The following is a 13,083-nucleotide window of genomic DNA, read 5'->3' on the forward strand; positions in this document are numbered from 1 at the left end:
AACCAGCTGCCTTACTCGACCCGTTTTGGCAAAAGCCGGTCCAGTCGCTGATGCAAGGCGCTGCCGCTCGGCCAGTTGCGCAGCAACCGCGCCCGGTCACGGGCAAACGCCGGGGCGAAGCTGAGCTGAGTGGCGTGCTGACACATGGCGTCGAGGTCGATCAGCGACCACTGGCCGGCCTGCCAGAACAGGTTATGGCCTTTGAAGTCGCCATGGCTGATGCGCTCGCGGATCAGCTGCTGCATCACCCGCACCAGGGCCTCGACCTGCTCGTCGGGCGCCTCGCCGCTTTCCACATAGGGCGCGAAGCATTCGATCAGGTCCGGCCCGTCGGCGTACTCGGTTACCAGGTAGGCCGTGCTGCGCAGCCCCATCACCCGCTGCTCCAGCACCGCCAATGGCCGTGGCGTGGCAATGTCGAGAAACTCAAGGCGATGCCCTTCGATCCACGAATGCCAGGCCCGGCTCGGGCGCCAGAAGCGCTTGAACCAGTGCGCGGTGTTCTTGATGTTGTAGCGCTTGAGCACCAGCGTGCGGCCACCCACCTCGATACGCGCCACGCTGGCCGCGCCACCGGTCTTGTACAGGTGGCCCTGGTCAATCAACGCATCGGCCTGCTCGAGCACCGGCAGCAGCGCCTCGACCTCGCCGCGGCGGATGGCGCGCAGGCCCGACAGGTTGCGCGCAACGCTGAACAGCGTGCATTCACGCCCGGCCTTGTCCAGGTAGTCCTTCAGGCGCCAGTTGCGCACCTTGTCCACCTGCTTCTGCAACGCCTCAAGCGGCAACGCATGCTCGGCGTTGGCCAGGATGTAATGCACCAGTGCCTCTTCGATGTACGGCTCCAGGCGCTTGGGCAACTGGGCGAAGAACACCCCGAGGTTTTCCAGCACGCGCTGGCGCGACAGCTGCTGGCCGGGCGTTTCGGCCTTGATGCCGGCGCCGTCGATCAGGTACAGCTGACCGTCCTGGCGCAGCAGGTTGTCCAGGTGCAGGTCCTCCTGCCACAGGCCCTTGGCATGCAAGTGTGCGATGGCGGTCAACGCCTCGCCCAGCACCAGGTGCTGCTCGTCGGCGAGCATCGGCAATGATTCCACCTTGGCCCAGGCGTCACCCAGGCTTTCGGCGTGATCAAGGTATTCGAACAGCAGCCAGCCACCTTCGCCTTCCTTGAGGCCGTCGACCAGCAGGCGCGGCGTGGTCAGGCCCTGATCGGCCATCAGCCGGGCGCCATCGCGTTCGCGCTGGAAGTGGCGGGCGGCATTGCCGCCGACCAGCAACTTGGCCAGGACCTTGGTGCCACGCCAGATGCCGGGGCCGACATAGCGCTGGCCCGGCAGCACGCGCAGCAGGCTGAGCAGCTGCAAGTCGGCGCTGCCTGCGGCGTCGGCGAGGGTGATGGTCAGGGGCAGGCTTGGGCTGCGCCCGGCCTCCTTCAGTTCGGACAGGCGCATCAGCGGGCCTCTTTGTGACGGCGGCGTTGGGTCAGGCGTTGCAGCCAGGTGGAAACCAGGGCGCTGTCCGCCGGTTGCTCCAGGTAGGCGGCCAGCAGCACGCGCACGTCGCCCTCACCCCAGGCCCGGGCACGCCGTAGCAGCGGCTCGAGGTCCTTGACCCGGTCACGCATGCCGAACAGCAGCGGGCGGGTCTTCTCCAGGTCGATCAACTTTGCCTGCCAGCCTTCGCGGCGCTCACGCAGGAAAATGTGCTTGGGGTAGAAGCAACCGTGCATCTGCCCGGCGCCGTGCAGTGTGCGCGCCAGCTGGCCACAGGCCTGGAGGATGCCCTGGCATTGCGGCGCGGATGTCTGCGGCCAATGGCCGAGCAAATGCTCAAGGTCGGTCCATTCGTCCAGCGCCCGGGTCATGAGGATCGCCCGGTGTTGGCCGGCCTGTTTGCGCTCCCCATAGAAAACCGCCTGCAAGGCCGGGATATCGAGCTTCTGGTAACGGCTGATGTTGCGAAACTCACGGGCGAAGGTAGGCTCGCCGAACGGCCGGTGCAGGCTGCGAGTCAGGTAGTCGCTCTGGCGCTTGAGGTAGTACCCCTTGCCCTCGAGCTCGAGGCGGAACACGCTGCTCCAGCCGCCGCGGCCGGTGTTGGGTTCGTCCACGGCGTCAAGTTGCAGGGCCCAGAGCGCCTCGAAGTCGCCCAGTCCGTGCCGTTGCAGCAGTGCCTGGTCGGCACTGGCCAGGTAGTCGGTCATTCCCTTCCCTCGAAAAAGCTCAGCACCTGACGGATGCGCTTCTTGTCGCGCGCATGCAGGCGCGCATGCCCCCGGTACTGCAGGTAGAAGCGCAGGCGCTGGGTCGCCGACAGGTGATACTTGGCGACCTTGTCCAGGCAGGCCAGGTCCTTGATCAACCGGTGGCGCAGCATGAAACCACGCCAGAAGTCGCCCGTCGGGCAATCGATGAAGAACAGCGTGCCCTGGTCATCGACCAGCAGGTTGCGCCACTTGAGATCGTTGTGGGCGAAATGGTGATCGTGCATTACCCGGGTGTGCCGCGCCAGCTGACGGCTGACATGATCGACCCAGGCCGCGTCACGCAGGCGCGGGTCATTGCGCTCGGCCAACGCCGAGAGGTCCTCGGTGCGTGGCAGTTCGCGAGTGATCATCGCCCCACGGCCAAACGCCAGGCCCTGGCGCTCGAGGCCCCAGGCGACCACGTCGGCGGTGGGGATGCCCCATTTGGCGAACTGCTTGAGGTTCTGCCACTCAGCCTTGACTCGCGGGCGCCCCAGGTAGCGGCGCATGTGCTTGCCGGCTCCGGTGTAGCGTTTGACGTAGTAGTTGACCCCGTCCCGTTCGATGCGGATGACCTCGCTCAACGGGTCGCGGGTCAGACGCTCGCCCTTGATGGCGAACACCGCGTCGATACTGCCGAAATCGGCCGCCAGGTGCGCATACTCAGGCGCCAGGTTCCAGCTCGCCATCAGAGTGCGTCCCCGTAACGTTGCTTGCGGTCGTAGAGCTTCTGCGCCTTGCGCTCCAGCCAGGCGAGCAGTGCAGCCTCGTCCTTGAGCACCTGGCGCAACGGGCGCTGGAAGTAGCCGCGCAAAAAGCGCAGCTTGTCGCGACGGGTCAGACCGATGTCCAGGGCCGAGAAATACAGGGCCGCCAGGTCCTTGTCGCGCCAGCGGCGGCTGACCGTCGCCCGAGTCTGGGCACGGTGCAGGTCGATCACCGACAGCCGGAAGTCGTCCGCCGTCACCGGGCGATCGGTGTGCAGCAGGAAGTGGCAGATGTAGCAGTCGCGGTGGTTGACCCCGGCGCGGTGCATGCCGCCGGTCATCTTCGCCACCTCGGCGATCAGCGCACGCTTCAGGCGCGGCTCGGGTGGCTGCCTAACCCAGTCGATGCTGAAGTCTTCCAGGCTGACCGTCGGCGCCAGCTCCTCGGTGACGATGAACGAATGCTGGGTGGCCGGATTGCCGCCGCGCTCGCCGTAGGCGACCGCGGTCATGGTCGGCACGCCGACTTCATGCAAGCGCTGGATAGCACGCCACTCCTGGCCGGCGCCGAGCACCGGCAGCTTGGCGCTGAACAGGTTCTTGAAGATTTCACCCCAGCCGATGCCACGGTGGATCTTGACGAAGAAGCCTGCGCCATCGACCTCGGTACGCAGGGTGCGACGGCCTTCCAGTTCGCGGTACACCTCGCCCTGCAGGGCCTCGACGGCATCGAAGGGGTCACGCCCGGCCCACAGGCGCTTGAACGGTTCGGCCAGTATCAGCTTCATGCGGTCTCCTGCCCAAGGATCACGTCGGCGGCATGCTGCGGCATGCTGTACAGGTCGGCGGTGGCGGCGAATGCCACGCCGTTGCTCGACCAGGATGCACGGGCCGCGGCGTCCTCGAGCATGCGTTGCAAGTAGGCGTTGAGCTGGTCCTGCTCGAACGGCTCGTCCAGCACCAGGCCGCTGTCGGCCTCGGCGATGTAGTGGGCGTAGCCGCACACCTGCGACACCAGCACCGGCAGGCCGGCGACCAGCGCCTCGAGCAATACGGTACCGGTGTTTTCGTTGTAGGCAGGGTGGATCAGCAGATCGGCGCCGAGCAGGAAGCGTGGGATATCGCTGCGCCCCTTGAGGAACTGCACCTGTTCACCCAGGCCGAGCGCAGTACTCTGCACCTGGAACAGCTTGGGGTCGTCCTGGCCGATGACCATCAGTTTCGTGCGTTTGCGCAGGCTCGACGGCAGCGCCGCGAGGGCCTTGAGGCTGCGGTCAACGCCCTTGGTCTTGAAGCCCGAGCCGATCTGCACCAGCAGCAGCTCGTCGTCGGCCAGGCCGAACTCCTGACGGAAGGCGGCGCGGATGGCCTCGGCGTCGGCCGGGCGCCGGCGGTCCTGGGAAATGCCCGGCGGCAGCAGGTGGAAACGCGCCTCGGGAGTGCCGTAGTGCTTGATGAACAGCGGCTGCTGCACCTCGGAGATCATCAGGATCTCGGTACGTGCGTCCTTGGCGAACACCGCCCGCTCGTATTCGGCGAAGTGGCGATAGCGGCCCCAGCGGCGGTAGAGGCCGCCGCGCAGGGTCTGGGCCTTGTCTTCGAAGCAGCCGTCAGCGGCGTAGTAGACGTCCAGACCAGGCATCTTGTTGAAGCCGATCAGGCGATCGACCGGGCGCTTGGCCAGGTCCGCCGCCATCCACGCACTGAGCTTCTCGTTGCGGCGGTGGTTGAACAGCGCCTTGACCGGCGCCACCAGCACCTCGAAGCCCGGCGGAATGTCACCTTCCCAGATCAGCGTGTACACACGGATCTGGTGGCCACGCTTCTGGCATTCGAGGGCGATGCGCATGAAGTCACGCTGCAGCCCGCCAAAGGGGAAATACTTGTAGAGCACAAAAGCCAGTTGCATCAACGAACATCCTCAGCCAGCAGCAGCGCGCTCAAGCGGCCCGCCACATGCTCGGGATTCAGGCGAGTGAAGCACAGCGGCCACTCGCGTTTGAGATCGAACCGGCGCAGGTCCTCGGCGCTCGGTTTGTAGGTGCACTTCTTCTGCAGGCACGGGGCGCAGGGGAAGTCGCTCGCCTGGTGGATCTGGGCGCGTCCGTAGGCACCGGTCAGACCAGGGTTGGTGGGGCCGAACAGGGAGATGGTCGGCACATCCAGGGCGGCGGCCAGGTGGCCCAGGCCGGTGTCGACCGCCACGCAGGCCTTGGCGGCGGCCAGCACACGGGCCACGCCCGCCAGGTTCAATTTGGGCAGCACCTGGCAATTGTTCAAGCCCTGGGCGATACGCTCGGCGCGGGCTTTTTCCGCAGGGTTACCCCATGGCAGCATCACCTGCAGCTTGCGCCGGCCCATGCGCTCGGCCAGCTCGCGCCAGTAAGCCTCGGGCCAGTGTTTGGTGGCCCAGGTTGTGCCATGCAGGAACACCACGTAGGGCGCGGCGGGTGGCAGTTGCAGGCGATTGAGGTCAAGGCCGTAGTTGCCCAGCCCTTCCGGCAGATCATAGGCCAGGGCCAGGGCGAACAGTTGCCGCACGCGCTCAACGGCATGCTGGCCGACAGCGACCGACAGCCGCCGGTCGTAGAAGCGGCTGGCCCAGCCCTCACGGGCCGAGTAACGGTCCAGGCCGGCTACCGGCGCTTTCACGTAACGGGTCAGCCAGGCCGACTTGACCAGGCCCTGGGCATCGATCACCAGGTCGTACTTGTGCTCGCGCAGGCGCTGTTTGAAAGCCTTCCATTCGCCGCTCATGAGCGTCTGCCAGATATTCTTGCGCCAGCGGCGGATCGCCACCGGGATCACCTGGTCGACCGCCGGATGCCAGCTGGGGATCTCGGCGAAACCTTCCTCCACCACCCAGTCGAAACGGATGCCGGGAATGGCGTGGGCGGCGTCGGTAAGCGCTGGCAAGGTATGGATGACGTCACCCAGCGACGACGTCTTGATGATCAGGACCCGCACTCAGTCGACCTCGGCCACGGTATCGATCAGGTCGGAGCCACCCAGGCTGTGCAGGGCGGCGATCACTTTCGCCGGCTCCAGCAGCCGCAGGCAGTTGTAGTGGCCGAAGCGGCACGTGCGGTCGAAGCAGGGGCTGCATTCGATACCGGTGCGCACCACCTCCACCTGGTCGGCCAGCGGCGGGGTGAAGCCCGGCGAGGTCGAACCATACACCGCCACCAGCGGACGGTTGAGGGCGGCGGCCACGTGCATCAGCCCGGAGTCATTGGACACCACGGCGCTGGCGCAGGACATCAGGTCGATGGCCTCGGCCAGCGAGGTCTCGCCGGCCAAATTGCAAGATTCTTCGCGCAGGCCCGGGATCAGCCGATCACGGATCTGCTCGCCCACCGGATGGTCGTTCTTCGAACCGAACAACCACACCTGCCAGCCCTGGCGGATCATCGCCTCGGCCACCTCGGCGTAATGCTCGGCCGGCCAGCGCTTGGCCTCGCCGAACTCGGCGCCGGGGCACAGGGCGAGGACCGGGCGGTCCAGCTCCAGGCCGAACTTGGCCAGGGCGGCCTCGCGGCTGGCGGCCTCGATTTGCAGGGCCGGCCGCGGATACGGCTTGGGCAGTTCGGTACCGGGGGCGTAGGCCAGGGCCATGAAGCGCTCGATCATCAGCGGATAGCGCGCCTTGTCCAGCTTGCGCACATCGTTGAGCAGCAGGTAGCGCATCTCGCCGCGCCAGCCGGTGCGCTTGGGAATGCCGGCGAAATACGGCACCAGCGCCGACTTGAGCGAGTTGGGCAACAGGATCGCCTGGTCGTACTGGCCGGCCAGCGACTTGCCGATGCGCCGCCGCGTGGCCAGCTCCAGCGCGCCGTGGCCGAGCGGGAAGCTCAAGGCCTGGCGCACCTCGGGCATGCGTTCGAGGATGGGCCGGCTCCACTCGGGTGCCAGCACGTCGATCACGCAGTCGGGGTGCTGCTGTTTGAGGCTCTGGAACAGGGTCTGCGCCATCACCATGTCGCCGACCCAGCTGGGGCCAATGATCAGTATTCTCATGCTTTATCCAGAAACATTCGGGGAGGCTGCAGGCTGCGCTACAACCTGGCCTCCCCTCTTTATATTCAGGCTATGTGGCGGACAGTGTACCACCGAGGGCGCATTGCGCCCTTTTCGCCGCAGCGCGGCCCCGGCAAGCTCAGGTCAACCCAAGCTGCCCCCAGATCCGCCTTACCTCACGGCGCTCCTCGGCGAACTGCGCCGCGTCGATCATCCCGGCCTGCTTCTGCAAGGCCTGGCGGTGCGAGGCCGAGCGGAACGCCTTGTACAGCTCGCGCAGCAGCACGGCGTCGGCGGCGGGCATCAACCCGGCCTGTTCGAGCTCTTCGAGGATGCGGATGTTGTCGGTCCAGCGCAGTATGGCCGGATGGTCGTGGGACCAGGCCAAAGCGGCGTATTGCACCATAAATTCGATATCCACGATACCGCCGGCATCCTGCTTGATATCGAAGGGCTGGCCGGCATCGAAGGCATTGCCCGCAGTGCCTGCGCCGGTGGCCTTGGTGCCCAGGTTGTCGCGCATCTTGGCGCGCATCTCGCTCACTTCGGCGCGCAGTTTGCCCAGGTCGCGGGGCTGGCCGAGCACCTTGGCCCTAACGCCCTCGAAGGCCGTCGCCACCTGCGGGCAGCCGACCAGCACCCGGGCCCGTACCAGGGCCTGGTGTTCCCAGGTCCAGGCCTCGTTCTGCTGGTAGCGCTCGAAGGCGCCCAACGAGCTCACCAGCAACCCCGAGGCGCCGGACGGGCGCAAGCGCATGTCCACGTCGTAGAGCTGGCCGGAGTTGGTCTGGGTGGTCAACAGGTGGATGATGCGCTGGCCCAGGCGGGTATAGAACTGCGCGCTGTCGATCGGCTTGGCGCCGTCGGTCTCGGCGTTGGGGTCACCATCGTGGATGAACACCAGGTCCAGGTCCGAACCGTGGCCCAGCTCGAGGCCGCCGACCTTGCCGTAGCCGACGATGATGAAGCCAGGGTCGCACAGGCTGCCGTCGCTGCGCTTGGGCTGGCCATGGCGCGCCACGGTTTGGCGCCAGGCCAGGGCCAGCACCTGGTCGAGAATGGCCTCGGCCAGCCAGGTCAGGTAGTCGCTGACCTTCATCAGGGGCAGGTTGCCGCTGATCTCCGAGGCGGCCACGCGCAGGCTGTGGGCCAGCTTGAAGTGGCGCAGCGCCTCCATCTGCTGCTCAAGGTCATCCTCGGGGATGCGGGTGAGCCGCTCACGCAGCTCGGCAGCCAGCTCCGGGGCCAGCGGCGGGCTGAACAGCCGACCTTCATTGAGCAGCTCGTCAAGCAGCAGCGGGTAACGGGCAATCTGCTCGGCAATCCACGGGCTGGCTGCGCACAGGGTCAGCAGACGGCGCAGCGCGCCGGGATTTTCGGTGAGCAGCACCAGGTAGGCCGAGCGGCGCGCGACCGCCTCGACCAGGGGCAGCACCCGCTCCAGCACCAGGTCAGGGTTGTCGTGCTCGACCGCCTGGGCCAGCAGACGCGGGATGAAGGCATCCAGGCGTTCACGACCAATGCGCTGCATCGAGCGCAGCGTCGGGCTGACACGCAAGGCGTTGAGCCGGCGCAGCGCCTCGGCAGGCTGGTGGAAACCGGCTTCCTGCAACTGGCGCCCGGCGGCTTCTTCATCCTGGGCCTGCTCCCACAGGGGCGACCATTCGCCACCGACTACGAGTTCGCCCTCGGCCTCATCCTCATCCGGATCGGCGATCACCTGACGGAAATGCCAGTCGATCCGCCCACGCCAGTGCATCAGTTGGGCATGGAAGCCCTCCCAGTCGGCAAAGCCCAGCATGTAGGCGATGCGCGCGCGGTCGGTCGGGTCATCCGGGAGCATCTGGGTCTGGCGGTCGGCGATGGCCTGGATCGCGTGCTCGGTGTAACGCAGGAACTCATAGCCGTCGCGCAGCTCGGCGACCACCGCTGGCGGCAGGTAGCCCTGGCCCTCCAAGGTGGTCAGCACCTTCAGCAGCGGCCGCTGCTGCAGGCTCAGGTCGCGGCCGCCATGGATCAGCTGGAATGCCTGGGCGATGAACTCGACTTCGCGGATGCCGCCGGCCCCCAGCTTGATATTGTCGGCCATGCCCTTGCGGCGCACCTCCTGCTGGATCAGCTGCTTCATGGTGCGCAGCGCTTCGATCGCGGAGAAGTCCAGGTAGCGCCTATAGACGAAAGGCCGCAGCATTTCCTGCAACTGCGCGCCGGCCGCCTGGTCGCCGGCCACCACCCGCGCCTTGATCATGGCGTAGCGTTCCCAGTCGCGCCCCTGATCCTGGTAGTACTGCTCCAGGGCATTGAAGCTGAGCACCAGCGCGCCGGCCGAACCGTACGGGCGCAGGCGCATGTCGACACGGAACACGAAGCCATCGACGGTGACCGGGTCAAGCGCCTTGATCAGACGCTGGCCGAGGCGGGTGAAGAACTCCTGGTTGTCCAGCGAGCGCTTCACGCCCTCGGTTTCACCGCCCTCGGGGAAGGCAAAGATCAGGTCGATGTCCGACGACAGGTTCAGTTCCACCGCGCCCAGCTTGCCCATGCCCAGCACCACCAGGTGCTGAGGCTGGCCGCTGCGGTTGCCGATGGGTGTGCCGAACTGCTGGCAATGGCGCGGGTACAGCCACTGATAGGCCTCGTCGATGCTGGCGTCGGCCAGGTCGGACAGGTCGCGGCAGGTCTCGGCCAACGCTGCCTGGCGGCTCAGGTCGCGCCAGATGATGCGCAACTGCTGGCGATTGCGCTCGCGGCGCAGGTTGCGCGCCAGTTCGTCCTCGCTTTGCGCAGCCTGGGCGACGACGTGGATGTGAGCACGCAGTTGGCCCGGTGTGTATGCCCGGTCCATCGCGCCACTGGCCAGCAGCTCGAACAGCACCGCCGGATCGCGCTGGGCCTGCGCCAGGACGAAGTCGCTGGCGGCGGCAACCTGGTCGAACTGGCGCCGATGCTCGGCGCCCAGGCTGTCCAGGTGCAGATCAGCATGACCGGCCAAGGCATCGCGGAGAAATTGCTGGTTGCGAGCGACCAGTGGTTGGAGAGCGGCAGGCAGATCGAGCGGCAAAGGCAGGCGCATGGTCTATCCTTGATCGGCGTGAAAGAGAGCGGTTGGGGAGGTCAAACGGGGGTTGGACCACGGTTGGACTGTCGTACAAAAGTTGGAAATAGCTGATAAAGCCGAAAAATTGGCAAAACCCATCAAGATTCACCTGCTCGCGACACACCGCCAACCAACATGAACGTTTTTCCTCACAACCCGGGATGCGACCAAACGTCGCATTTGTGTAGTTTTACTACTACGCCCAACGTGCAAAAGCATGAAATGCGAAAGCATTTGTAGTAAAACTACACCGCGCCGGATGACTGTCCGGTAATCCAAGAATTCACGACGTCTGCCCATAAGGCCAGTCGCAAACTCAGGCCATCGATTCTGGTGGCCTTTCCGCCCTGGAGCAAGCCATGCAAGACCTCGATCCAATCGAAACCCAGGAATGGCTGGATGCCCTGGAGTCGGTCCTCGACAAAGAAGGCGAAGACCGCGCTCATTACCTGATGACCCGTATGGGCGAGCTGGCCACCCGCAGTGGCTCCCAGCTGCCATATGCCATCACCACGCCGTATCGCAACACCATCCCTGTCACCCACGAAGCACGCATGCCCGGCGACCTGTTCATGGAACGCCGCATTCGCTCGATGGTGCGTTGGAACGCCCTGGCCATGGTCATGCGCACCAACCTGAAAGACTCGGACCTGGGCGGACACATCTCCAGCTTCGCCTCCAGCGCCACCTTGTATGACATCGGCTTCAACTACTTCTTCCAGGCCCCGACCGACGAACACGGCGGCGACCTGATCTTCTTCCAGGGCCACGCATCCCCTGGTGTCTACGCCCGCGCCTTCATGGAAGGCCGCATCAACGAAGAGCAGATGAACAACTTCCGCCAGGAAGTGGATGGCAACGGCCTGTCTTCGTACCCGCACCCATGGCTGATGCCTGACTTCTGGCAGTTCCCGACCGTTTCGATGGGTCTGGGCCCGATCCAGGCCATCTACCAAGCGCGCTTCATGAAGTACCTGGAAGCCCGCGGCTTCATCCCGGCCGGCAAGCAGAAGGTCTGGTGCTTCATGGGCGACGGCGAGTGCGACGAGCCGGAATCCCTGGGCGCAATCGCCCTGGCCGGCCGCGAGAAGCTGGACAACCTGATCTTCGTCATCAACTGCAACCTGCAGCGCCTCGACGGCCCGGTTCGCGGCAACGGCAAGATCATCCAGGAACTCGAAGGCGTGTTCCGTGGCGGTGGCTGGAACGTCAACAAAGTCGTCTGGGGCCGCTTCTGGGACCCGCTGCTGGCCAAGGACACCAACGGTGCCCTGCAGCGCCGCATGGACGAAGTCATCGACGGCGAGTACCAGAACTACAAGGCCAAGGACGGCGCGTACGTCCGTGAGAACTTCTTCAACACCCCAGAGCTCAAGGCCATGGTCGAAGACCTGTCCGACGAGGAGATCTGGAAGCTCAACCGTGGCGGCCACGACCCGTACAAGGTCTACGCGGCCTACCACCAGGCCGTGAACCACAAAGAGCAGCCAACCGTCATCCTGGCCAAGACCATCAAGGGTTACGGTACCGGTGCCGGCGAAGCCAAGAACACCGCGCACAACACCAAGAAGGTCGACGTCGACAGCCTGCGTCACTTCCGTGACCGCTTCGACATCCCGGTCAAGGATGCCGACCTCGAGAACCTGCCATTCTTCAAGCCCGAAGAAGGTTCCGCCGAAGCCAAGTACCTGGCCGAACGCCGTGCTGCCCTGGGCGGTTTCGTGCCGCAGCGCCGCGCCAAGAGCTTCAGCGTGCCGACCCCGCCACTGGAAACGCTGAAAGCGATCCTCGACGGCTCGGGCGACCGCGAAATCTCCACCACCATGGCCTTCGTGCGCATCCTGGCGCAGCTGGTCAAGGACAAGGACATCGGCCAGCGCATCGTCCCGATCATCCCGGACGAAGCCCGTACCTTCGGTATGGAAGGCATGTTCCGCCAGCTGGGCATCTACTCGTCGGTCGGCCAGCTCTACGAGCCAGTCGACAAAGACCAGGTGATGTTCTACCGCGAAGACAAGAAGGGCCAGATCCTCGAGGAAGGCATCAACGAAGCCGGCGCCATGTCGTCGTTCATCGCTGCCGGTACCTCGTACAGCTGCCACAACCAGCCGATGCTGCCGTTCTACATCTTCTACTCGATGTTCGGCTTCCAGCGTATCGGCGACCTGGCCTGGGCTGCTGGCGACAGCCGCACCCGTGGTTTCCTGATCGGCGGTACCGCCGGCCGTACCACCCTCAACGGTGAAGGCCTGCAGCACGAAGACGGTCACAGCCACATGATGGCGGGCACCATCCCGAACTGCCGCACCTACGATCCGACCTACGGCTACGAGCTGGCGGTGATCATCCAGGACGGCATGAAGAAGATGACCGAAGAGCAACAGGACATCTTCTACTACATCACCGTGATGAACGAATCCTACCAGCAGCCAGCCATGCCGGCCGGTGTCGAGGAAGGCATCATCAAGGGCATGTACCTGCTCGAAGAAGACACCCGCGAAGCCGCGCACCACGTTCAGCTGATGGGCTCCGGCACCATCCTGCGCGAAGTCCGCGAAGCGGCGAAGATCCTGCGTGAAGAGTTCAACGTCGGCGCCGACGTGTGGAGCGTCACCAGCTTCAACGAACTGCGTCGCGACGGCCTGGCCGTGGAACGCGCCAACCGCCTCAAGCCTGGCCAGAAGCCTCAGCAGACCTACGTCGAAGAGTGCCTGGCCGGTCGCAAGGGCCCGGTCATCGCCTCCACCGACTACATGAAGCTGTTCGCCGAGCAGATTCGCCAGTGGGTGCCGAGCAAAGAGTTCAAGGTCCTGGGTACCGACGGTTACGGTCGCAGCGACAGCCGCAAGAAGCTGCGTCACTTCTTCGAAGTCGACCGCCACTTCGTGGTGCTGGCTGCCCTGGAAGCCCTGGCTGACCGTGGCGAGATCGAACCCAAGGTTGTGGCTGACGCCATCGTCAAGTTCGGCATCGACCCGGACAAGCGCAACCCACTGGACTGCTGAGGAGTATTT

The 13,083-nt window shown here is 65.3% G+C and carries 9 protein-coding genes; 1 reads left to right on the top strand and 8 read right to left on the bottom strand.

Translation table 11 applies throughout. From position 1 onward, the window contains the following. Positions 1 to 11: 11 nt before the first annotated feature. The 8 genes from ACVWY1_RS10180 to glnE all read right to left on the bottom strand — a co-directional run bounded on the left by ACVWY1_RS10180 (position 12) and on the right by glnE (position 10,045). Positions 12 to 1,454, bottom strand: coding sequence for a lipopolysaccharide kinase InaA family protein (locus ACVWY1_RS10180; RefSeq protein ID WP_277502527.1), 1,443 nt, complete (start codon positions 1,452 to 1,454; stop codon positions 12 to 14). Continuing rightward, a complete protein-coding gene (locus ACVWY1_RS10185; RefSeq protein WP_457378215.1) occupies positions 1,454 to 2,206 on the bottom strand; it encodes a lipopolysaccharide kinase InaA family protein in 753 nt (250 codons plus the stop codon). The genes ACVWY1_RS10180 and ACVWY1_RS10185 overlap by 1 nt, the downstream gene beginning before the upstream one ends. Then, positions 2,203 to 2,937 (bottom strand): lipopolysaccharide kinase InaA family protein, encoded by a 735-nt coding sequence (locus ACVWY1_RS10190; RefSeq protein ID WP_102681882.1) that lies wholly within the window; start codon positions 2,935 to 2,937, stop codon positions 2,203 to 2,205. Before ACVWY1_RS10190 ends, ACVWY1_RS10185 begins: the two co-directional genes overlap by 4 nt. Beyond that, on the bottom strand, positions 2,937 to 3,743 hold the full coding sequence (gene rfaP, locus ACVWY1_RS10195) for a lipopolysaccharide core heptose(I) kinase RfaP (RefSeq protein ID WP_457378216.1): 807 nt from the start codon (positions 3,741 to 3,743) through the stop codon (positions 2,937 to 2,939). Before rfaP ends, ACVWY1_RS10190 begins: the two co-directional genes overlap by 1 nt. Then, positions 3,740 to 4,864, bottom strand: coding sequence for a glycosyltransferase family 4 protein (locus tag ACVWY1_RS10200; protein ID WP_457378217.1), 1,125 nt, complete (start codon positions 4,862 to 4,864; stop codon positions 3,740 to 3,742). Before ACVWY1_RS10200 ends, rfaP begins: the two co-directional genes overlap by 4 nt. Further along, positions 4,864 to 5,922: a lipopolysaccharide heptosyltransferase I gene (waaC, locus tag ACVWY1_RS10205; RefSeq protein WP_457378218.1), complete on the bottom strand. Its 1,059-nt coding sequence runs from the start codon at positions 5,920 to 5,922 to the stop codon at positions 4,864 to 4,866. Before waaC ends, ACVWY1_RS10200 begins: the two co-directional genes overlap by 1 nt. Next, positions 5,923 to 6,972 (bottom strand): lipopolysaccharide heptosyltransferase II, encoded by a 1,050-nt coding sequence (gene waaF / locus ACVWY1_RS10210; protein ID WP_139667984.1) that lies wholly within the window; start codon positions 6,970 to 6,972, stop codon positions 5,923 to 5,925. 139 nt (positions 6,973 to 7,111) lie between these two features. Next, positions 7,112 to 10,045 (bottom strand): bifunctional [glutamate--ammonia ligase]-adenylyl-L-tyrosine phosphorylase/[glutamate--ammonia-ligase] adenylyltransferase, encoded by a 2,934-nt coding sequence (gene glnE, locus ACVWY1_RS10215; RefSeq protein WP_457378219.1) that lies wholly within the window; start codon positions 10,043 to 10,045, stop codon positions 7,112 to 7,114. 383 nt (positions 10,046 to 10,428) lie between these two features. Here glnE and aceE point away from each other — a divergent pair, with 383 nt between their 5' ends. Then, positions 10,429 to 13,074 (top strand): pyruvate dehydrogenase (acetyl-transferring), homodimeric type, encoded by a 2,646-nt coding sequence (gene aceE / locus ACVWY1_RS10220; RefSeq protein ID WP_110697399.1) that lies wholly within the window; start codon positions 10,429 to 10,431, stop codon positions 13,072 to 13,074. Positions 13,075 to 13,083: the final 9 nt, after the last annotated feature.

This window comes from Pseudomonas sp. TE6288, assembly GCF_054062095.1.

Excerpts from the sequence above, each read along its gene's own strand:
- ACVWY1_RS10180 (WP_277502527.1), bottom strand. The coding sequence starts at position 1,454 with ATGCGCCTGTCCGAACTGAAGGAGGCCGGGCGCAGCCCAAGCCTGCCC.
- ACVWY1_RS10185 (WP_457378215.1), bottom strand. The coding sequence starts at position 2,206 with ATGACCGACTACCTGGCCAGTGCCGACCAGGCACTGCTGCAACGGCAC.
- ACVWY1_RS10190 (WP_102681882.1), bottom strand. The coding sequence starts at position 2,937 with ATGGCGAGCTGGAACCTGGCGCCTGAGTATGCGCACCTGGCGGCCGAT.
- rfaP (WP_457378216.1), bottom strand. The coding sequence starts at position 3,743 with ATGAAGCTGATACTGGCCGAACCGTTCAAGCGCCTGTGGGCCGGGCGT.
- ACVWY1_RS10200 (WP_457378217.1), bottom strand. The coding sequence starts at position 4,864 with ATGCAACTGGCTTTTGTGCTCTACAAGTATTTCCCCTTTGGCGGGCTG.
- waaF (WP_139667984.1), bottom strand. The coding sequence starts at position 6,972 with ATGAGAATACTGATCATTGGCCCCAGCTGGGTCGGCGACATGGTGATG.
- glnE (WP_457378219.1), bottom strand. The coding sequence starts at position 10,045 with ATGCGCCTGCCTTTGCCGCTCGATCTGCCTGCCGCTCTCCAACCACTG.
- aceE (WP_110697399.1), top strand. The coding sequence starts at position 10,429 with ATGCAAGACCTCGATCCAATCGAAACCCAGGAATGGCTGGATGCCCTG.